The following is a 20928-nucleotide window of genomic DNA, read 5'->3' as shown; positions in this document are numbered from 1 at the left end:
TGAGGAATTGCAATGTTACGATACTTCTCTACGTTAAGCATCAGCTTTTGAAAAGCTGATGCTCATAAGAATGGTTAGCCAAAGGCGGGATAATCTGTGTAGCCTTTTGCCGTTCCACCATACATGGTTGTTGGATCGACCGGATTCAGTGGCCATTCATGATAAAGGCGCTGCGGTAAATCCGGATTAGCTATGAACGGGCGGCCAAATCCGATAATGTCTCCCCAGCCAGCACCGATAATCCGTTCGGCTTTTTCTTGCGTATATCGCCCGGCATACATAATTACACCGCTGAATAACTTACGGACTTCAGCTCTGAATGCTTCAGGCAATTCGGGAGCATCATCCCAGTCGGCTTCAGCAAGAGAAATATAGGCTATTCCGATTTCTTCAAGAATTTTAACGGCTTCGGTATAGGTTTCATGGGGATCATCTTCCACCAGGCCAAGATAGACCCTTACTTCATCCGTGGTCTGAAAGAGCGGAGCAAAACGGACTCCCACACGGTCTTTACCGACCACATCAGCGACAGCCTGCGTCACTTCGCGCAGAAACCGCAGCCGGTTATGTAATGAGCCACCATATTCATCCTCTCTTTTGTTGCTATGGGATGACATGAACTGGTTAACCAGGTATCCATTTGCACAGTGAATTTCCACACCGTCAAAACCGGCATCAAGGGCGTTCTGAGCTGCCCCGGCGTACATCCTGACAATCTCACTAATTTCCTCTTTTTCCAGTGCGCGGGGGCAGGAAGCGGTAGCCAGCGCACCCTCTCCCGGCCCGGTTTCGATGAATACCTTAACGTTTTCCCCTGCCGGTATCGCCGACGGAGCGACAGGCGAGGCGTTACATGGCTGCAGGGAGTTATGGGATACTCTTCCGACATGCCAGAGCTGGGCAAAAATGATGCCTTCTTTTTCATGCACTGCCCGCGTCACTTTCTTCCAGCCTTCCACTTGCCGTGAGCTGTAGATCCCCGGGGTCCACGCATAACCCTGCCCACGAGGTTCGATTTGTGTTCCTTCGGTCACCATAAACCCGGCACTGCTGCGCTGTGCGTAATATTCAGCCATCAGTTCGTTCGGAATATCACCCGGTTGTGAGCTCCGTGAGCGGGTTAAAGGCGGAAGTACAACACGATTCTTCAGGGTGTAGGGACCTAGTCTGGTGGGAGAGAACAGGTTTTTCGTCTTCATTACATATCCTGATATAGCGAATTTTCAATATCACTGAAACGCCATGTCTCAGCATTTACGACCTGGCATGTCGTCGTTCGGCCGATGTAGCCGCAGAACCACGACACTTTATTCCACATATTGAGATTTACCAATATCTAGATTTATAAAAATTATGATCGGATGAGCGGAACGGGGGGGTTGCCTGATGGCTCACAGAATCGGCATCATGAACCTAAATGGTTCTGATAATGTTATCGGAGATCCTGAACGGGAACGGTATGCGTCACGATTTTAATGACTATGTTGCATTCATGGCAGTAGCACAGGAGTGCAGTTTTTCACGGGCTGCTGTCCGCCTCGGGATCTCGGCATCCACGCTTTCACACACGATACGTCGTCTCGAGGAGCGCGTTGGCATGCCGTTACTTATGCGTACAACCAGGCGGGTGGCTGTCACCGAAGCCGGTAAACAATTATTACTGACGCTTGAACCCGGTCTTGCGCGCATTGAAGCGGGCGTGACAGCTCTTCAGAGACTGCGCCATACACCGGCTGGGCTGGTCAGACTTACGGTATCAGATCACATGATTCATGAATGTCTCTGGCCACGATTGTCACCGTTACTAAAAAAATATTCGGATATCAAGGTGGAAATGTCGCAGCAGAACGGTTTTGTCGACATTGTTGAGGGCAATTTTGATGCCGGAGTCCGAATTGGTGATGACATATTAAAGGATATGGTGGCCGTCCGAATCGCACCGGACATACGGTTTGTCGTCATTGGATCGTCCACCTATCTTGCAGAAAGAGGTCTGCCGCTACATCCCTCTCAGCTGGAAAAACATGACTGCATCAATATACGTCTGTCACCCACAGGCCCGCTGTATGGCTGGGAATTTGTCAGGCAGGGGGAGATTGTGAAAAAAGTGGACGGGCAGCTTACTTTTTCAAGCATTTATCCAATGCTTCAGGCAGTAAAAGATGGCTACGGCCTGGCCTACCTGCCGGAGTCTTCTGCCCTGGCGGGGATTGAGGCGGGACACTATTGTCGGGTGCTTGAGGACTGGTCAGAGGCTTTTCCCGCCGACATGATAATTCCAATAATGTCCATTACAGGCTCCGGTAAAGATAATACCGACACCTTACATGAGAAAGGCAAAAGCAATATAACCTGCTGTGCTCCGGATTTTAAGAATGAGCGGTTTACGTAGCAGGATGAGCAGTTCGAACCAGAAATTTCGTTACTATTGCTAAAGTAAAACCTGATGACCTCTAATCGTAACGGAGACCAATATGACTTCACAACTGAACTGGCAGGCCCCGGCTATCAATCGCAAAAAAGTAGGTGACATGACTGTGACCATGCTGAGTGATGGCTATCTGGACGTATCTTTTGAGCTGCTGTCTGGTATTGACGGCTCACGTGCCGAGGATTTACTGCAGAAGCGCGGTGTGCCAGCAGTACCCCGTATTAATATCAACGTCTACGTTATCCAGACGCCTGAGCGAACCATCCTGATTGACAGTGGTGCCGGAGGTATCAATGGCTGGGGCGGTCGGCTTCAGGTAGCCCTGGCCGCGGCAGGCATTGACCCGCTTCAGATTGATACCCTTCTCCTGACTCACGCGCATCCTGACCATATCGGCGGGCTTGCAGGCCCCCTGCAGACTCCCGTTTTCCGCAATGTTCAGCAGTTGTTTGTGCATGAGAAAGAACTCGCTTTCTGGCGTGATGAAACCATTTCCGCTGGCGCGCCTGACGCATTCAAGCCGTTCTTTGAAGTAGCAAGGAACGCCTTCAGCGCTTATGACGACAAACTGGTGCCATTCCGCGAGGAAGCGATTTTACCAGGTATTCAGACTGTACCGCTGTTCGGCCATACACCAGGACATACCGGTTATCTGCTGGGTGATGAAAAAGAGTCGCTGCTCATCTGGGGTGATATTGTTCACTTCCCGCACATTCAGGTTGCTCAGCCTGACGTTACTATCGCGTTCGACAGCGATCCTGCGGCGGCGGCGGCCATCCGTAGCAAAGTGCTTGACCGCGCAGCGAGCGATAACCTGGCTGTCAGTGGTATGCACTTCAACCTGCCTACTACCGGTAAGGTTATCCGTGAAGGTAACAGCTTCGCACTGAATTACGACCTGTGGTCACCCGCAGTCTGATCACCTTCCTTCCCGGTGCACACAATAGTGACCGGGAAGATCCCCTTTCATATCGCCCGACAAGAACCCACCTGCAATACTATGAATATCACTGCCTCACAAAAAAATGGCTCATTACTCTTGCGCCCTGGCTTTTTGTATTCCTCTGGAGTCAGGGTTTGTCGCAGCCAAATTTACCGTGCAGTACAGCGCGCCGTTTCATCTTTTATTCCTGCGTGGCGCATTTTCCTGTCTGGTCCTTCTGCTGCTTACACTGGGGTTCAGGGCCCGTTTTCCGTCCGGCAGAGGAATGGTTCGCAACCTGATTGTCGGACTTTTCCTGCAGAGCTTCTTTCTGGGCGGATGCTTTTATGCCATCCATCGTGGCATGCCGTCAGGCATTGTGGCGCTCATCACCGGCCTGCAGCCGGTACTGACTGCAATACTGGTTTCACTCATGCACCGTCAGTCCCTGCATCCCCGGAAATGGCTGGGTATTGCGATTGGCTTTGCGGGCGTTTTCCTGGTGCTCTCGCCAGGCCAGCATAGTTTTGCACTGGATCCTGTGGCTTTTGGGTCGGTCATGCTGGGGTTATTTGGCGTAACGATCGGAGCGCTTTATCAGCGCCGTGCTCAGGGAGATGGACATATCTTTGCGAACACGTTTTTACAGTACGTCACTTTGACAATATCGATGGGTGCAATTAGCCTGATGTTCGAATCTGCTCCGACGCAGTGGAGCTTATCATTTGCGCTGGGTCTGGGCTGGCTGGTTATTGGCGTATCGGTTCTGGCGATTATGTTGCTGATTTTTATGATACGAAGCGGTGAAGCAACCAAAGTCGCTACTTACTTTTACCTGGTTCCCATTCTCACGGCAGCTGAAGCGTGGTTGCTGTTTGGAGAGGCCATTACATTGCCCATGCTTGTGGGTATGGCAATAACTATAATCGGCCTGATTTTTGTCATCCGGGAATAGACAACCGCACGCGTCGCTGTATGCTTTTGTATATGGCGACGTATAATAGCGGTCAAAGTCAAATTCCGGATGAATATGCAAACAGTCAGCTTTTCCGATTCTCCCGTTGATGATCTCCTCGCTGAGCTTCTTACCCTGGCACGCTCCCGTTTTCCACTTCCCTGCGATTGCCTTCGCGCAGAACAGACGCATCAGGTAAAGAAGTTCGAGGTGGAAGGTGCGACCCTTTCCTTCCCGCTGGAAGGAGAATTCCGGTATCGTGAAAATGAGAAATGGCACCGGGTGATCCCGGGCGAGATTATGGTCGTCCCGAATGCCCGTAGCATCGATATAGAATATGCCCCTTCAGAACAAAGTGGTGAGTTTGTTGCCCTGAGCGTGGTGCTCGCGGAGGAACAGCTTGAAGCAGCCAGGCTGTTACTTGCCGCACCACCACCACAGGACACCGGCAGCATCGCAGCCATTTCCGTATCAGCTCTTCTTTCACCCCTTAACCGCTGGACAGCCGCAATGCGGGAAGGGAAGCGTCCGCTTTCCCTGCACGCCATGGTTGAAGTGGTGCTCTGGCTTTATGGCATGGGATACCATGCTTTGCTGCGAGCCCGGCAGCCAAGTCTGGCCATGAAAATCCGTCAGATGGTAGCGGACAAACCGGCTCATCCCTGGAGTGCTGCTGAAATTGAAGATCTGACGGGACTCAGTGGCCCCACGCTTCGGCGCCACCTGGCCAGTGAGTCAACCAGCTTACGCTCAGTTATCGCCGATGCACGTATCGCGGAGGCTCTCCGCCTGCTGATGACATCGACGCTGCCGGTAAAAACGGTCGCGGGGCGGGTGGGTTACAATTCACTATCGAGCTTCAGCAAGCAGTTTTCTGAACGCTATGGAATCGAACCTTCAGGGTTCCGCTGACTTCAGTTCGTTCAAGGTACACATTGCGTCCCTCGCACTTCAGTAACTTGCGTGGATCTTTCGAATATAACGGAAGATATTGGCCGGCATTGCGTGTAACCGGTTCAGGAGTTCTCATCGTGACGGGAGAGCTAAATCGGTACGGCTGTTGTTCTCAGCTATAAGAACAACTGAGTATCTGACCAGCTGTCTGGTGCTGGCAGCAGCATGCAGTGCAATCGGTCAGGCTCAAAGGAACTGACCTGATGTCAGGTTATAATTTCGGACACATCATAACCCCAGAAGGAGACAACTGTGGTTCATGTTTTCATTATCGGTGGTGCAGGCAAAATCGGCCAGCGTCTGTGCAGGATCCTTTCAGGTAGGGGGCATGCTGTTCGTGCCCTCTACCGTAAGCCAGAGCAGCAGGCATTGCTAGGCGAGCTGGGTGCTGAGCCCGTCAGTGGGAGCCTGACAGAGCTGGATGCAGCTGCGCTGGCGATGCACTTTGCAGGTAGTGATACAGTGGTGTTTACTGCCGGTGCCGGCGGTAAGGGGGGACAGGAGATGACCAATGCGGTCGACGGCGAAGGGCTGAAAAAGTCGGTAGCTGCCGCCCTCAGTGCCGGTGTGTCTCGCTTTCTGCTCGTTTCTGCATTCCCGGAGTCCGCACGGGGAGAAACCACTTCTGAATCATTCGAAAATTATATGCGTGTTAAAAAAATGGCCGATGTGGAACTAGCACAAAGCGAGCTTGACTGGGTGATCCTGCGCCCCGGCGCGCTGCAGGATAAGACTGGTACGGGTTATGTACGTGCCGGCCTGGCCATCCCGTATGGTAACGTGCCCCGTGATGACGTGGCGGCTACGCTGGCTGAACTCATTGAGCAACCTGCCGTCAGCCGCGTCATCATTGAGCTGACGTCTGGCGATGCTCCTGTCCGTGAAGCCATACAGAAGCTGGCGGGCCGATAAAAGGCAGCGCACGTACCAGCAGGCTGCAGGCCCCCAGGCGTTTACAATAAACTTTCCAGCCAGTCGGTAAACGCCCGTACTTTTCGGGAGAGATGGCGGTGCGGATACAGAAGTTACAGTTTGCGATTCGGGGACGTATTATCTGGCAGAACCTCTACCAACAGCCCGCGATCGAGATAAGGCTGCAAAAAAATATTCATGCCCTGTAGTATTCCCAGCCCCGCCAGGCCTGCTGCAATGTAGGCTTCTGAGTTATCCACGACAAGCCTGCCTGGAAGTTCAATTTCGGTGGAGCCCTCTGACGTCCCGAATGTCCAGGGCATAACTTGTCTGTTGCTGCTGTTAATCCAGTTGACGGCCTGATGCTGCTGCAACTCGTCCATTGTTTCCGGGGTGCCGTGTTGATCAAGATACGCAGGACTGGCGCAGGTCGTCATTTTAACGGTTCCCACCTCCTTTGCGATATAGTCGCCATCGTCCAGCTCCCCCACCCTCAGTATGCAGTCCAGGCCATCATGCAGCATATTCCGTCGGCGGTCTGAGCTGCTCATTTCAATTCCGGGATGCTGGCGATAAAAATCAGGCAGGTTGGGTATAACAAGTAAAGCCGCAAACGCGACAGGCATATCTATGAGCGAATAGCGGGCGTCAAAATGATAGCGACAGGAAAGTTCTGCCATATTAAACATAACAACCCTTGGGCGCACCGCCGCAGGCGCCCTCAGCACGTTTCTGCGGCCTCCCGCCTGTTTCCGGCACCTTTCAAACGCCCCTGATGATTTCTGCGCGTCTGCATGGCTATGCAGTGAGATCTGCTCTCCACCGATTAGTGCATGCAGATTTTGGAAACGTCCAATTCTGGCACGAAGCGGTCACCCCGGCGGGGTGCAGTCCGCTGTCAGCGAAAACGGACATTGAGCCAATCAAATAATCTGTGCCAGAATTTGTCATTGAGGCTAGTACTTTCGAGTAGATCTATTTCCCGCCCGTACTCTTAAACTCATCTATCTCATCCTTCTACGACTTATTACCGGGAATATAAAACCCCGCCGAAGCGGGTTTGGTAATTTGAGTTTTTCTCAGGCGGCCATCTTTCTGCATTGTTCGGCGCAGTGATGACAAGCGCTTGAGCAATCCTGACAATGGTCATGTTCATGCTTTCCACACTCGTCACCGCACTTCTGACAAACATCAGCGCAAAGACGGCAAAGATCCTGGGCAGACCCGCTATTTAGTGTCATGAATTGAGCTGCAAGACGGCAGATATTTGCACACTGCATATCCAGTTTTATGCACTCGCGCATCATCTCCAGATTCTCTTCGTCGAGACACGAAGCCGCACAGTTATCACATGCCGTTGCACATAGATAACAGGCTTCGATGCATTTTTTGTATTCGTCTAACATAATTTCTCCTTAGCTAAGGTTACGTATTAAGCATGGAAGAGATAACTGATTATTCAAATTTTGAATTAGTTAATTACCTTTTCAGCATTTCATATCATTGATTCAAAGTGCATCTCTAGGGTTACCTAATTCACCTATGTCTACTTCTGGCACAATGCAGAAATGAGATAGATTTACTTTATCCGCTTCTCGCTCAAAGCTGTCCGTAATCCCTTGCCTGCTTAAAAAAACCGGATTAACGTGTGATGTTTTTACGTTTTCCAGGCAGCCTTCATCGGTAAGTACCTGTCTTACAGACTTCAATGCACTTAGTTAAGAAACATCCTAATCGTCCTTTCGCCGATCGCGAGATCTGTTATGGCAGCTAAACTCGATTGATACCCCAATCCGCGGGGCAGCATTTCCTTTCCGCACGCAAGAAGGAGAAGATCATGAAAGCAGTAATTTACAACGGTCCTTATGATGTAAAAGTAAAAGACGTACCGGATGCGAAAATTGTCCGCCCCACGGATGTACTCGTCCGCATCACCACCACCAACATTTGTGGGTCGGACTTGCACATGTATGAGGGCCGGACCAGCTTTGAACAGGGACGGATTCTGGGTCACGAAAACCTGGGTGAAGTGGTCGAAATTGGCTCAGGCGTTGAACGTATTAAGGTGGGCGACTATGTTTGTCTGCCGTTTAACGTGGGATGTGGTTTTTGCGAAAACTGTGAAAAAGGTCTGACCGGCTTTTGTCTCACTACCAATCCGGGTACGGCAGGCGCAGCTTATGGTTTTGCTGAAATGGGTCCCTGGGAGGGAGGTCAGGCGGAACTTCTTCGGGTGCCATTTGCCGACTTTAACTGCCTTGTTCTTCCCCCTGATGCGGCAGAAAAAGAAGATGATTATGTGATGCTCTCTGACATTTTTCCTACCGGCTGGCATGCAACAGAACTTGCCGGATTGAAGCCTGGTGAAAGCGTGGCCATTTATGGCGCGGGGCCGGTCGGTTTGATGGCAGCTCATTCGGCGATCATTAAAGGTGCTTCACAGGTGTTTGTGGTTGATACGCACACAGACCGGTTGGCTCTGGCTGAAAAAATGGGGGCGACGGGCATCAATGCTACTGGCGATGAAGCTGTACAAAAAATTCTCGACCTGACGGATGGACGCGGTACGGATTGTGGCTGCGAATGTGTTGGCTATCAGTGCTGTAACAAACATGGCCATGAAGATAACTCTGTTACCATGAACAGTCTTGTTGCGTCGACGAAAGCAACCGGGGGAATTGGTGTGGTTGGCGTCTTTATTCCTCAGGATCCGGGGGCTGAATCGGAGCTTGCCAGAGAGGGTAAGATGCCATTTGATTTTGGGAGTTTCTGGTTTAAAGGACAGGCAATCCGTACCGGCCAGGCGAACGTTAAGGCCTATAACCGTCAGCTGTCTCGCCTCATCCATCACGATAAAGCCAGTCCGGGCAAAATAATTTCTCATCGTCTTTCGCTTGAAGAGGCTCCTGCCGGATATAAGCACTTCGATGAGCGGGATGAAGGATGGACGAAGGTTATCCTTAAGCCTTAAATAGAGTTATCCGGTATGAGAAAGCAAAAACCGGGAAAGAATGTATGACTTTTGACAGGGTGCAATAAAATATCCTGTCAGGGCGTTATTATTCATACTTTCAGCTGCCAGGCGCTTCCATATCCAGACTTGTTCCCTGATTTTGCCGACGAGATAGCAAAATTAATACATTCAGGAGGAGGCATCTGCGGTTGATCTGTTCCGTATTTATTAACGCCCTGTGCTGTAAGTATTGTCTGCCTCTACCACATAGCAGACATGTGCGCAGGAACGGTCCGCTATGAGCGAAAAGCGGACTTCCGGTCCTTGCGCAAACTCCCGTTCCGAGAAGTTGCAGTTCACAAATCACCTGTTAAAGAAGGTATGGTAGCCCACAGCATTAATTTTGCTTCCATCTTCAGTCAGACTGGCCGGTACCGGCTTCCGATAAGTTTCGTCGGCTGAGGCCCGCTAAAGTAGAGAGGTCAAAAAATAACCTTGACGTACAATAATTTTCGATATCCAAACTGACCCCTAATTAGGTGGACACCTGATGACTGACTTAAAATTTCTATCACGCCAGCGTTACACATCCGCAGTCGCATCTTGCGGGGTTCAGCGGGGTGTTGCAGGCGGACGTGCACGTGCGGACGCCCTCTGACACCACGACCGAAGCGCTGTGCCGTATCGGCGAGCTGTATGGCATCGAGGCGGGCATCCGGGGCAAAAGCGCGGCGGAACGGCTGGCCATTCGGCAGGAAAAAGCGGTACCGCTGCTGACCGCGCTGGAGGGCTGGCTGCGTGAAAAGCAGAAAACGCTGTCACGGCACTCGGAGCTGTCGAAGGCGTTCGCGTACGCGCTGAACCAGTGGGATGCGCTGAAATTATACCTGCGGGAGATTACTGATACAGAACACGCCGGGAATGTGCCGCCATTGACGCAATGACGACACAGCCCTTTTTAACCGTTCCGTGAGAGTTCCCTGGCAATATACTGTGCGGTACGGCTTTCTTTGACCTGCGATACCTGTTCGGGAGTTCCTGCGGCAACCAGGCGTCCTCCCTCATGTCCCGCTCCAGGACCGATGTCGATAACCTGGTCTGCCTGAGTAACCGCCCGCATATCGTGTTCAATCATTATCACCGTATTTTCTGCATCAACAAGCCGCTGCAGCTGCACAAGGAGGCGGTCGGCGTCTGAAGCATGCAGGCCGGTTGTCGGTTCATCTAGGATATACAACGTGTGGCCACGTTGGCTACGTTGTAGTTCGGTTGCCAGCTTGATCCTTTGCGCCTCCCCTCCGGATAACTCGGTTGCTGGTTGTCCCAGACGCAGGTAGCCCAGACCAATTTCACTCAGCAGACGGAGGGGACGAGCCACTGGTTCTTCAGTCGCAAAGAACTGACTGGCTTCATCCACCGTCATATGCAGGACCTCCGCGATATTTTTGTCCTGCCAGCAGATCCTGAGAGTATCCCGGTTATACCGCGCGCCATGGCAGGTCGGGCACGGTGCATACACGCTCGGCATAAACAACAGCTCCACGCTGACGAATCCTTCACCTTCACAGGTTGCACAGCGGCCTTTTGCCACATTGAAAGAGAATTGACCCGCATCGTAATGATGGAGTTTGGCGTCAGTCGTTCCGGCAAAGAGCTTACGAACAGGATCAAACAACCCGGTATATGTCGCCAGGTTTGAACGGGGGGTCCTGCCTATCGGTTTCTGGTCAACCTGAACCAGACGCTTTACCAGTCCGGTATCACCGGTCAGGGTACCGTACGTTTTCTCCGTTACGGATGGCCCCTCAGCGTCGCTGGCTTCGGAAAGCACGTCTTCTGGCTCACCGCCAAGTGAAGAAAGCACCAGTTCCGGTAAGGCCTGGGCAATCAGACTGGATTTACCGGAGCCAGAGACTCCCGTCACGGCTGTCAGCACACCCAGAGGAATATCAACATCGATCCACTTAAGATTGTGGCGATGGATCCCCTGCAGTTTCAGCCACCCGGATGGGATACGGGCAAAAGATTGTGGTGGCCGGACTTCATCAAATAAATAACGCGCGGTACGAGATTGGGTGACGGCTTTCAGATCTTCAGGAATACCACTGTAGAGAACATGTCCTCCCTGTTCACCAGCCGACGGTCCCACATCAACAAGCCATTGCGCCCGTCGCATCAGGTTAAGATCATGTTCAACGACAAACACCGAGTTGCCGGCATCACGAAGGTTCTCAAGCGCATCGTAAAGCGCTTTACTGTCTGAGGGGTGCAGACCCGCAGACGGTTCATCAAGAACATAGACCACACCAAACAGCATCGAACTGAGTTGCGTGGCAAGACGCAGTCGCTGAAGCTCTCCTGCAGATAGAGTTGGGGTTGCTCTGTCCAGCGTAAGATAACCCAGCCCCAGCTTCTGCAACTGATACAACCGGGCCATGACACCACCGGTCAGCCGTTGTGCCGCCAGTCGTTTCTCTTCCGATAACGCCGATGTCCGGCAGACATCGGCGTTATCGGAATGGACCGCTTTTCCGGATGCAGCACGCTCTGTCAGATCCCGACGGGTGATATCCCTGTCGGCATCTGCGCCGGCGTGGTGGGCACTGAAATCCCCCCGGGAGATTGGAAGGAGCAATTCCGCCAGCTGGTCTAAGGGCATCTGCATAAATTCACCAATGTCCACACCGGCAAAGGTGACGGACAATGATTCTGACTTCAGTCTTTTCCCGTGACAGACCGGACACAGCTTGCCTTCCATAAAACGGGAGACTCGTTTTCTCATCAACGCGCTTTGCGTGCTGGCGAAGGTATGTAGCACATAACGACGTGCCCCGGTGAAGGTCCCCATATAACCCGGCGTCATTTTTTTCCTGACGGCTTCGCGCGTATCTTCCGGACTCAGTCCCGGGAAAACCGGTACAGTGGGGGTGTCTTCGGTAAAAAGGATCCACTGACGGTCTTCCGCTGGCAGATTTTTCCAGGGAGTGTCGATGTCATACCCCAGCGTCACCAGAATATCCCGCAGATTCTGTCCGTGCCAGGCCGGGGGCCAGGAAGCAATAGCCTTTTCACGGATACTAAGTGAGGGATCGGGCACCATCAGTGTTTCAGTTACCTCATAGATATGGCCCAGACCATGGCAAGAAGGGCATGCCCCCTGCGGCGTGTTGGGAGAAAAATCCTCGGCATACAGCATCGGTTGTCCGGCAGGATAAGCGCCCGCCCGTGAGTACATCATTCGCACCAGACTGGATAAGGTGGTCACGCTGCCGACAGAGGAGCGCGCGTTACTGGCACCGCGTTGTTGCTGAAGCGCAACGGCTGGCGGCAGTCCGTCAATGGCATCCACATCCGGAACCCCGACCTGATCAATGAGGCGACGAGCGTAGGGGGCAACCGATTCAAAGTAGCGCCGTTGCGCCTCAGCATAAATGGTGCCAAAGGCCAGTGAAGACTTACCCGAGCCTGACACACCCGAAAAAACAACCAATGCGTTGCGCGGAATGGAAACATCCACCTCTTTAAGGTTGTTCTCGCGAGCACCGCGAATCACAACTGAATTGTTGTCGTCAGTCAGGATGGGATGATAACCGAAAAGTTTCTTTGCCATAGAATTTCCTGTGCTAGGTGTGTCCGCTCTTAATAAGGCCACCTCTTGTGACGGTATCTGGTGTGCCGGACCGCTCGATCAGAAAGCCCGTCGAAAAAAGCGTTTGTGTGACTGGAAACAGATTGCTGAAGCTGGGCCCGGTGGTACCATGTGGGACACCGCTGAAGTTTCAGCGGTACCCTGCGGATCCGCCTTCTGTATGAGAACTGGCTGGCGGCGTACCCGGGACCGGAGATTTGGCTCCCGTGATAATGCGGGCTCCCCGGTACGCGACGCTGTGGTTCCAGACCCAGCTGATGGCGACACTCAGGCGGTTTCGGGTACCAATTAAAAAATACAGATGAATAATGCACGTGATTTCATATGTCATTTCCTTTCATTACAGTTTTAGACCCCATCAGACATCTGCCTGGCAGAGTTAACGGAGATAGGAGCGGACTATCGAAATGGTGTCGTCGATTGACCTCTTCTGCGACTCATTTCGTTTGCCCGTATCGGGGAATTCCTCCCGAAGATAGCTTTCCAGAACAACCGCCATCAGGTCGTTAACGGCTCCCTGGACTGACCCCGCCCCGGTAGACGATCCTGCCCTATAGTTTGAGTATAGGAGGAGCGTATGGGCACACCACGATTTACACCTGAATTTAAGGAAGAAGCCGTCCGTCAGATAACGGAACGCGGTTATTCCGTCGCCTAAGTATCTGAGCGTCTGGGCGTCTCTGCACACCGCCTCTACAAGTGGCTACGGGCTATCAAACCTGATAACAGCGAGCAGCATGCCCGGGATTTACTGGAAGCTAAAAGCGAGATCCTGAAACTCCGGGCGCAGCTAAAACGCACCGAAGAAGAACGGGATATCCTGAAAAAGGCCGCGCGGTACTTTGCAAAGGAGCCCGACTGAAGTACCGCTTTATCAATGAGCACCGAACTGTATGGGGTGTGATGACGATGTGTCGGGTACTGAATGTCGCCCGGGCCGGGTTCTATGCGTGGCTGCATAACCCTGTCTCGGCGCGTGATAAAGATAACCAGCGCCTGCTGATGCTTATCCGCGACTCATATTCCCTGAGCGGAGGCGTATACGGTTACCGGCGGGTTCATGGCGATCTGAACGAAATCGGGGAAACCTGTGGTAGAAACCGGGTGGGTCGGATCATGCAACTGGACCGGATTAAAGCTGTGCGCGGCTATAAAGCGCCACGTCGTATCGCTGGCAGGCCTTCAGTCGTTGCTCCTAATCTCGTGCAGCGGCAGTTCACCGTTGTCCGGGCCACCCAGGTCTGGGTCACCGATATTACTTATAGTGTGCCCGGAGTTCAGGGCGGGCATGGATGCTTAAATGAACCGCGAGTCTGTCTGGAATATTGAACCGGTAACTCACGATGAGAAACCCAACAATCCCACCGGGTGTGACGGTGGAGAACCTGAGCGGCAGTGACCTGCGGCATGCCCGCAGGGTGATGTAACCCGCTGACAACGGGGATTGAGGCGAGATCACTAAGCCGAGATGATCCTCAAGGTTAAGTACTGAAAGGCTGAAGAACATGAACCCGTTAATCCGCCTCTGTGGGTTGAAAACGTCACCACGGCCTACGTGATCTGACAGGCCGTGCAGGAGGAACTGGCAGTGATACGTAAGCACTGCCGGTCGAAGGTGTTTTGACATGTATGCGAAACACCGGGGCAGCAGCGTCTATCACGCTTGCGATGCTGACTTCTGCCAACTTGCGGCAAGCAAGGATAAAGAGTGCGACGGGCAGCCTCCTCAGTATGCCTGAGTCCAGGCAGGTAAACCGGGGAAGGTCAGCGACGGATGTTAAGGGGGCATGGCTCCGATGACGCGCTGGCTGGCGGAGCTTCCGTAGTAGTCCGCGATGGGGAAAGCCCATTACATGGCGAAGGGAAGCAGTTTGAATGTGTTTGCGACGTGAATTAACTGACCTAACGAGGTGAAGACCTTTGATAATCAGCGAAATGCAACGCAAGCTTGCCACATGGGCAGCCACCGATCCGTCCCTACGGATTCAACGGCTGCTGCGTCTGATAACACAACCAGAATGGCTGGCTGAAGCGGCGCGGATCACGCTTTCATCAAAGGGGGCCCATACCCCCGGCGTTGATGGCGTGAACAAAACAATGCTACAGGCCAGACTGGCTGTTGAGCTGCAAATCCTCAGGGATGAATTACTCTCAGGCCACTACCAGCCCTTGCCCGCCAGACGGGTTTACATCCCTAAAAGCAACGGCAAACTGCGACCACTGGGTATCCCCGCGTTGCGGGATCGTATTGTTCAGCGGGCCATGCTGATGGCGATGGAGCCGATATGGGAGAGTGATTTTCATACGCTCTCATATGGCTTCCGGCCTGAGCGCAGTGTCCACCACGCGATCCGCACGGTGAAATTACAGCTCACAGACTGTGGTGAAACCCGGGGACGCTGGGTGATTGAAGGCGACCTGTCCAGTTACTTCGACACCGTACATCATCGACTGCTGATGAAGGCTGTACGCCGCAGGATCAGTGACGCACGTTTCATGACTCTGCTGTGGAAAACCATCAAGGCGGGACATATCGATGTCGGTCTCTTTCGGGCGGCCAGTGAAGGTGTACCACAGGGCGGTGTTATATCGCCGCTATTATCGAACATCATGCTGAATGAGTTCGATCAATACCTGCATGAGCGCTACCTGAGCGGGAAAGCCAGAAAAGATCGGTGGTACTGGAATAACAGTATCCAACGGGGCCGAAGTACGGCGGTCAGAGAAAACTGGCAGTGGAAACCCGCGGTGGCGTACTGCCGCTATGCCGATGATTTTGTCCTCATCGTCAAAGGCACCAAAGCACAGGCGGAAGCCATCAGGGAGGAGTGTCGGGGTGTGCTCGAAGGCAGTCTGAAACTCAGGCTGAACATGGATAAGACTAAAATCACCCATGTTAATGACGGCTTTATCTTTCTGGGGCACAGGATCATTCGCAAACGCAGTCGTTATGGCGAGATGCGAGTGGTCTCAACGATCCCGCAGGAGAAAGCCAGAAACTTCGCCGCATCGCTGACAGCACTGTTATCAGGCAACTACAGTGAAAGCAAAGTCGATATGGCTGAACAACTCAACCGAAAACTGAAAGGCTGGGCCATGTTCTATCAGTTCGTTGATTTTAAGGCCAAAGTCTTCAGTTATATCGACCGTGTCGTGTTCTGGAAGCTGGCTCACTGGCTGGCCCGCAAATACCGTACAGGTATCGCTTCCCTGATGAGGTGGTGGTGTAAATCACCGAAACCGGGTCAGAGCAAAACGTGGGTTTTATTTGGTAAAACCAATCACGGCAAGCTCAGCGGCGAAATACTGTACCGGTTGGTGGGGCAAGGCAAGAAGCTGTTCCGCTGGCGGCTACCCGAAGGTAATCCCTATCTGAGGACGGAGACCAGAAACACGTATACATCGCGCTTTACAGAAGTGGCAATGGCGTTCGCCAGCATTTAAATGGAGAGCCGGATGCGCTGAAAGGTGCACGTCCGGTTCGGGGAGGAGAGGCAGGGAAATAGTCCGACTACGCCCTGCCTCTTACTCTACTCCGCACCTGGCAGGGCTGGCTGTATCTGGCGGTGGTTATCGATCTCTTCGCCCGTAATGTGGTCGGCTGGTCGATGAAACCCACTCTCTCACGCGAACTGGCGCTCGACGCGCTGATGATGGCGGTCTGGCGCCGAAAACCAGACAGCGAGGTTATCGTACATAGCGATCAGGGCAGCCAGTACGGCAGTGACGACTGGCAGCGCTTCTACCGGGCCAATAACCTGGCGCCGAGCATGAGCCGGCGTGGCAACTGCTGGGATAATGCGGTGGCCGAATCGTTCTTCAGTTCGCTGAAAAAAGAACGGATCAGAAAACGCATATATAAAACCAGGGATCTGGCCCGGGCGGATCTTCGATTACATTGAAGTCTTCTATAACCGGTCCCGGCGCCACAGCCACCTCGGCGACGTCAGTCCGGAGGCCTTCGAACAGGCCTCGTCGTGAGGACAGGATTTGTCTACAGGCGTGGGGTCAGTCCAAACTATAGGGCAGGATCGTCTACCGGGGCGGGGTCAGTCCATCAACGGCTCGGAAGTGTCTAGATTATCCGTGGCGATTCAGTTACAGTACATCTCAGGTCTGCAGGGTTCAGGCCCTGTTCAGGCCTGAAAATTAAGCACATTTTCTGAGGCTGGAAATCAACTCATGCTGACAGCCTGAGCCTGTTGGCATGGTAAGCAATGTGCTCACCAATAAAGCTGGAAATGAAATAATAGCTGTGGTCGTATCCAGTATGATATCGGAACGACGCATTGAGGTTCATCTCATTGCATACTCTCTCAAGGATTTTGGTGCGCAGTTGCTCTTCATAAAAGGCGTCACTCAGCCCCTGATCAATGAAGATTTCTGGTAATTTTTCACCCTGTAAAATGAGGCTGACTGGATCGTAGGCTTCCCACGTTTTTCTGTTTTCACCCAGGTAAGCGCTAAATGCCTGTTGCCCCCATGGCACCTGAGAAGGCGATACTATCGGGGAAAATGCTGATACGCTCACATATTCACCAGGATTTCGCAGAGCCAGCACCAGAGCACCCAGCCCTCCCATAGAATGACCGGATATAGATTTTCTTGCCGTTGCAGGAAAATGATTCATGACGACATCCGGAAGCTCTCTGAGAATATAGTCATACATCCTGTAATGAACATTCCACGGCTGTTCCGTCGCGTTCAGATAAAAACCGGCCCCCTGGCCAAGATCGTAACTGTCGGCATCCGGGACATTATTACCCCGGGGACTGGTATCCGGGACAACAACGATGACGTTATGCCGGGCTGCATAATGCTGCATACCTGATTTGGTGATGAAATTCTGCTCAGTACAGGTCAGGCCCGACAACCAGTATAGTACCGGCAGTTTTTCTGTTACTGCTTTGGGAGGAAGATACACACCGAAATTCATTTCACAATTAAGGGATTGTGAATAATGCCGGTACACGTTTTGCCAGCCGCCAGAGCTGGCATGCTGCTCAATGAGTTCCATCAGCCGTTATCTCATGGTTATTTCCCCTGACCGAAGCCAGGGGAAGTATCTTTAAATCCGGACGTCAGATAAACGTATACGCCGTGATTTTGTTACCCGCCGGATCCCGCAGGTAGGCAGCATAGGCCCCGGGAAGGTGACCACGCGGGCCAGGTTGACCTTCATCAGCTCCACCGGCGGCAAGGCCGGCAGCATGGAAAGCATCAACCTCTTCCGGGGTGGCAGCAGCGAAGCCGACAGTCACCCCGTTAGCGGAAGGTGCTTCACCGTTGCCCGGACGGGCAATGATAAATGCCGGCTTTTCGCGGCCATAGAGTACCCAGCCGTTGCCAAACGGGCCGAGGTTATTGATACCAAGCGTGCCCAGGACGACATCGTAAAATGCGGAGGATTTCTCGACATCGGCTGCGCCAATGAACACATGAGAAAAGATGCCGTCACCAGAAATTACCGGAGTTGTCATTTTCCACTTCCTTCAGTTTGAGTTGATTAAAATTCTGATGGGATCAGTAATGAATCACTGTCCGGATAGATTTGCCTTCATGCATAAGCTCGAAGGCGTCATTGATTTCATCCAGTGTCATCGTATGGGTTACAAATGGCTCAAGGTCAATATCCCCCTTCATGGCATCCTCGACCATACCGGGGAGCTGAGTGCGGCCTTTTACTCCGCCAAACGCGGAACCTTTCCATACGCGCCCGGTGACCAGCTGGAAAGGACGGGTGGAAATCTCCTGTCCGGCCCCTGCGACACCAATGACAACGGACTGCCCCCACCCACGGTGAGCACTTTCCAGCGCTGCACGCATGACGTTAACGTTACCGATACATTCAAAGGTATGGTCAATACCCCACTTGTTGATATCCAGCAGAACATCTTTAATCGGTTTGTCATAATCATTCGGGTTAATGCAGTCAGTGGCCCCGAACTGACGGGCCAGGTCAAATTTTGTCGGATTAGTATCGATAGCGATAATACGTCCCGCTTTTGCCTGACGGGCCCCCTGTACCGCAGCCAGACCAATTGCCCCCAGACCAAAAATGGCAACTGAATCGCCCGGCTGCACTTTAGCCGTGTTATGGACGGCGCCAATACCGGTAGTCACGCCACAACCCAACAGGCAGACGTGTTCATGGTTCGCCTCCGGGTTAATTTTTGCCAGAGAAACCTCGGCCACAACGGTGTATTCACTGAATGTGGAACATCCCATGTAGTGGTAAAGAGGCTGACCGTTGTATGAAAAGCGAGTGGTCCCGTCAGGCATCAGTCCTTTGCCCTGAGTCTCGCGAACCGATACACAGAGGTTCGTTTTACCGGACTGGCAGAATTCACACTCCCCGCATTCAGCGGTGTAGAGCGGAATAACATGGTCACCCGGCTTCACACTGGTGACGCCTTCACCAACTTCAACGACGATACCGGCTCCCTCGTGGCCGAGAACCACCGGGAAAACGCCCTCAGGGTCATTCCCTGAGAGGGTAAAGGCATCGGTATGGCAGACACCTGTGTGGGTGTTTTTAATCAGCACCTCGCCTTTTTTAGGCGGAGCAACATCAATTTCAACAATCTCCAGGGGCTTCCCTGGTGCAAATGCAACAGCGGCACGTGATTTCATACGTAATATATCCTCAATGTAATAATGGCCTCACCTATTTAAGATAGGCACGAACCAGCTCAATCGTATCGTCAACTGATTTACTGACTTCATGACTGTAGCTGTCATTCTGGTCAAAGGTTTCCCGTATGTGGCTCTCCAGCACCTCTGCCATCAGTCCGTTAGCGGCGCCCCGGACGGCGGCGATTTGCTGGAGAACGGAACGGCATTCAGCGCCACTTTCAAGTGCTCTTTCCAGAGCATCAATCTGACCCCGGATACGGCGAACCCGGGTTAGGACCTTTTTTTTCTCTTCAGGAGTACTGGGCATTGCTTACCTCACTGCTCTGTATTTCTTATACTATAGGGGAGTATTACATTAAGATCAACACATACCCCACTATAGTATAATAAATATATCAGAGCACCGGTAATGACTCCAACTTACTGATAGTGTTTTATGTTCAGATAATGCCCGATGACTTTGTCATGCAGCTCCACCGATTTTGAGAACGACAGTGACTTCCTGCCCAGCCTTGCCAGATGCTGCCTCAGATTCAGGTTATGCCGCTCAATGCGCTGCGTATATCGCTTGCTGATAACGTGCAGTTCTCCCTTCAGGCGTGATTCATAAAGCGGCCAGCCATCCGTCATCCATACCACGACCTCAAAGGCCGACAGCAGGCCCAGAAGACGCTCCAGCGTGACCAACGTGCGTTCACCGAATACGTGCGCCACAACCGTCCTCCGTATCCTGTCATACGCGTAAAACAACCAGCGCTGGCGTGATTTAGCGCCGACGTAACCCCACTGTTCGTCCATTTCCGCGCAAACAATGACGTCACTGCCCGGTTGTATGCGTGAGTTTACCGACTGCGGCCTGAGTTTTTTAAGTGTCGTAAAATCGTGTTGAGGCCAACGCCCATAATGCGTGCACTGGCGCGACATCCGACGCCATTCATGGCCATATCAATAATTTTCTGGTGTGTACCGGGCTGAGAGACGGTGTAAGTGAACTGTAGCTGCCATGTTTTACGGCAGTGAGAGCAGAGATAGCGCTGATGTCCGGCAGTACTTTTACCGTTACGCACCACGCCTTCAGTAGCTGAACAGGAGGGACAGCTGATAGAAACAGAAGCCACTGGAGCACCTCAAAAACACCATCATACACTAAATCAGTAAGTTGGCACCATTACCCGAATTACCAGCGTCTGCTCTTGGCACGGAGCGGACCTATTTACTGAGCCGAAGGTCCGCTCAGACTAACTCATTAAAGCCTGGTTGTTTTATCGCATCATCAGCCGTGTTCTGAAGCATTAGCTATGTATCTTCAGGGATGCTGATTTTCCCTCTGCACCAGATAAACCAGAATACAGTTTGATGTCGGTCAAAAAAGACAGCTTTAAGTGCATGAAATGAATAATGTTTCTTGAATGCTGGCAAAGCACTGGGATAGTAGTGTTGATTATTAGACGATCGGTCAATATTATTTATTGACGACTTAATGACTGAACGGTAAACGCCCGGACAAACGAGGTGA

Annotated in this window: 15 protein-coding genes and 4 pseudogenes; 10 read left to right on the top strand and 9 right to left on the bottom strand. The window is 52.4% G+C overall.

What is annotated here, in order from left to right:
• Positions 1–74: 74 nt before the first annotated feature.
• Positions 75–1199 carry an alkene reductase gene (locus tag ACQG03_RS18135; RefSeq protein ID WP_023279877.1) on the bottom strand — a complete coding sequence of 375 codons (1125 nt, stop codon included), beginning with the start codon at positions 1197–1199 and terminating at the stop codon, positions 75–77.
• A gap of 260 nt (positions 1200–1459) precedes the next feature.
• On the opposite strand from ACQG03_RS18135, the gene ACQG03_RS18130 reads away from it, so the two are divergent.
• The 5 genes from ACQG03_RS18130 to ACQG03_RS18110 all read left to right on the top strand — a co-directional run bounded on the left by ACQG03_RS18130 (position 1460) and on the right by ACQG03_RS18110 (position 6174).
• Positions 1460–2392 (top strand): LysR family transcriptional regulator, encoded by a 933-nt coding sequence (locus tag ACQG03_RS18130; protein ID WP_158002126.1) that lies wholly within the window; start codon positions 1460–1462, stop codon positions 2390–2392.
• Between the two features lie 82 nt (positions 2393–2474).
• A complete protein-coding gene (locus ACQG03_RS18125; RefSeq protein ID WP_017384065.1) occupies positions 2475–3350 on the top strand; it encodes an MBL fold metallo-hydrolase in 876 nt (291 codons plus the stop codon).
• 106 nt (positions 3351–3456) lie between these two features.
• Entirely contained in the window at positions 3457–4308 is an 852-nt protein-coding gene (locus ACQG03_RS18120; protein WP_023279882.1) for a DMT family transporter, read from the top strand.
• Positions 4309–4383: 75 nt separating this feature from the next.
• On the top strand, positions 4384–5220 hold the full coding sequence (locus ACQG03_RS18115) for a helix-turn-helix transcriptional regulator (protein WP_023279881.1): 837 nt from the start codon (positions 4384–4386) through the stop codon (positions 5218–5220).
• A gap of 294 nt (positions 5221–5514) precedes the next feature.
• Positions 5515–6174, top strand: coding sequence for an SDR family oxidoreductase (locus ACQG03_RS18110; protein ID WP_007897903.1), 660 nt, complete (start codon positions 5515–5517; stop codon positions 6172–6174).
• Between the two features lie 41 nt (positions 6175–6215).
• Here the strand turns inward: ACQG03_RS18110 and ACQG03_RS18105 are convergent.
• Together ACQG03_RS18105 and ACQG03_RS18100 are read right to left on the bottom strand one after the other, a co-directional pair.
• A pseudogene (locus ACQG03_RS18105) lies at positions 6216–6806 on the bottom strand (LysR substrate-binding domain-containing protein); the annotation flags it as partial.
• Positions 6807–7253: 447 nt separating this feature from the next.
• A complete protein-coding gene (locus tag ACQG03_RS18100; protein WP_022649401.1) occupies positions 7254–7580 on the bottom strand; it encodes a four-helix bundle copper-binding protein in 327 nt (108 codons plus the stop codon).
• A 431-nt stretch (positions 7581–8011) separates the two neighbouring features.
• Here ACQG03_RS18100 and ACQG03_RS18095 point away from each other — a divergent pair, with 431 nt between their 5' ends.
• Together ACQG03_RS18095 and ACQG03_RS18090 are read left to right on the top strand one after the other, a co-directional pair.
• Positions 8012–9145, top strand: coding sequence for a glutathione-independent formaldehyde dehydrogenase (locus tag ACQG03_RS18095; protein WP_022651297.1), 1134 nt, complete (start codon positions 8012–8014; stop codon positions 9143–9145).
• 569 nt (positions 9146–9714) lie between these two features.
• Positions 9715–10014, top strand: a pseudogene (locus tag ACQG03_RS18090) (IS66 family transposase); the annotation flags it as partial.
• 71 nt (positions 10015–10085) lie between these two features.
• On the opposite strand, the gene ACQG03_RS18085 reads toward ACQG03_RS18090, so the two are convergent.
• Positions 10086–12737, bottom strand: coding sequence for an excinuclease ABC subunit UvrA (locus tag ACQG03_RS18085; protein ID WP_012561117.1), 2652 nt, complete (start codon positions 12735–12737; stop codon positions 10086–10088).
• 616 nt (positions 12738–13353) lie between these two features.
• Between ACQG03_RS18085 and ACQG03_RS18080 the strand changes: the two are divergent.
• The 3 genes and pseudogenes from ACQG03_RS18080 to ACQG03_RS18070 all read left to right on the top strand — a co-directional run.
• Positions 13354–14039, top strand: a pseudogene (locus tag ACQG03_RS18080) (IS3 family transposase); the annotation flags it as partial.
• A gap of 672 nt (positions 14040–14711) precedes the next feature.
• Positions 14712–16220: a group II intron reverse transcriptase/maturase gene (ltrA, locus tag ACQG03_RS18075; RefSeq protein WP_001189111.1), complete on the top strand. Its 1509-nt coding sequence runs from the start codon at positions 14712–14714 to the stop codon at positions 16218–16220.
• 80 nt (positions 16221–16300) lie between these two features.
• Positions 16301–16757: pseudogene (locus ACQG03_RS18070) on the top strand (IS3 family transposase); the annotation flags it as partial.
• Between the two features lie 199 nt (positions 16758–16956).
• Here the strand turns inward: ACQG03_RS18070 and fghA are convergent.
• The 5 genes from fghA to ACQG03_RS18045 form a co-directional block, all read right to left on the bottom strand.
• Positions 16957–17793 carry an S-formylglutathione hydrolase gene (gene fghA, locus ACQG03_RS18065; protein WP_012561110.1) on the bottom strand — a complete coding sequence of 279 codons (837 nt, stop codon included), beginning with the start codon at positions 17791–17793 and terminating at the stop codon, positions 16957–16959.
• Positions 17794–17857: 64 nt separating this feature from the next.
• Complete coding sequence (locus ACQG03_RS18060) at positions 17858–18256, bottom strand: VOC family protein (protein ID WP_012561111.1); 399 nt, start codon at positions 18254–18256, stop codon at positions 17858–17860.
• Positions 18257–18299: 43 nt separating this feature from the next.
• Positions 18300–19409, bottom strand: a complete 1110-nt coding sequence (frmA, locus tag ACQG03_RS18055) for an S-(hydroxymethyl)glutathione dehydrogenase (protein ID WP_017384070.1) — start codon at positions 19407–19409, stop codon at positions 18300–18302.
• 34 nt (positions 19410–19443) lie between these two features.
• A complete protein-coding gene (gene frmR / locus ACQG03_RS18050; protein WP_017384071.1) occupies positions 19444–19719 on the bottom strand; it encodes a formaldehyde-responsive transcriptional repressor FrmR in 276 nt (91 codons plus the stop codon).
• A 113-nt stretch (positions 19720–19832) separates the two neighbouring features.
• Positions 19833–20530 (bottom strand): IS1 family transposase gene (locus tag ACQG03_RS18045; protein WP_223195083.1). Its coding sequence is split into 2 segments (ribosomal slippage): positions 19833–20281 and positions 20281–20530, totalling 699 coding nucleotides; the frame shifts between segments, so codons are not numbered across the junction.
• Between the last annotated feature and the right edge of the window lie 398 nt (positions 20531–20928).

Origin of the sequence: Enterobacter cloacae complex sp. 342H5 (genome assembly GCF_050030905.1) — a bacterium.
Classification (GTDB): domain Bacteria; phylum Pseudomonadota; class Gammaproteobacteria; order Enterobacterales; family Enterobacteriaceae; genus Enterobacter; species Enterobacter intestinihominis.
This window is presented reverse-complemented; position numbering and strand designations above follow the sequence as displayed.

What these genes read in the sequence shown, in the direction of transcription:
- ACQG03_RS18085 (WP_012561117.1), bottom strand. Translation starts at nt 12,737, where the DNA reads ATGGCAAAGAAACTTTTCGGTTATCATCCCATCCTGACTGACGACAAC.
- ACQG03_RS18120 (WP_023279882.1), top strand. Translation starts at nt 3,457, where the DNA reads ATGGCTCATTACTCTTGCGCCCTGGCTTTTTGTATTCCTCTGGAGTCA.
- frmR (WP_017384071.1), bottom strand. Translation starts at nt 19,719, where the DNA reads ATGCCCAGTACTCCTGAAGAGAAAAAAAAGGTCCTAACCCGGGTTCGC.
- ltrA (WP_001189111.1), top strand. Translation starts at nt 14,712, where the DNA reads ATGCAACGCAAGCTTGCCACATGGGCAGCCACCGATCCGTCCCTACGG.
- ACQG03_RS18100 (WP_022649401.1), bottom strand. Translation starts at nt 7,580, where the DNA reads ATGTTAGACGAATACAAAAAATGCATCGAAGCCTGTTATCTATGTGCA.
- ACQG03_RS18060 (WP_012561111.1), bottom strand. Translation starts at nt 18,256, where the DNA reads ATGACAACTCCGGTAATTTCTGGTGACGGCATCTTTTCTCATGTGTTC.
- frmA (WP_017384070.1), bottom strand. Translation starts at nt 19,409, where the DNA reads ATGAAATCACGTGCCGCTGTTGCATTTGCACCAGGGAAGCCCCTGGAG.
- fghA (WP_012561110.1), bottom strand. Translation starts at nt 17,793, where the DNA reads ATGGAACTCATTGAGCAGCATGCCAGCTCTGGCGGCTGGCAAAACGTG.
- ACQG03_RS18115 (WP_023279881.1), top strand. Translation starts at nt 4,384, where the DNA reads ATGCAAACAGTCAGCTTTTCCGATTCTCCCGTTGATGATCTCCTCGCT.
- ACQG03_RS18135 (WP_023279877.1), bottom strand. Translation starts at nt 1,199, where the DNA reads ATGAAGACGAAAAACCTGTTCTCTCCCACCAGACTAGGTCCCTACACC.
- ACQG03_RS18095 (WP_022651297.1), top strand. Translation starts at nt 8,012, where the DNA reads ATGAAAGCAGTAATTTACAACGGTCCTTATGATGTAAAAGTAAAAGAC.
- ACQG03_RS18125 (WP_017384065.1), top strand. Translation starts at nt 2,475, where the DNA reads ATGACTTCACAACTGAACTGGCAGGCCCCGGCTATCAATCGCAAAAAA.
- ACQG03_RS18130 (WP_158002126.1), top strand. Translation starts at nt 1,460, where the DNA reads ATGCGTCACGATTTTAATGACTATGTTGCATTCATGGCAGTAGCACAG.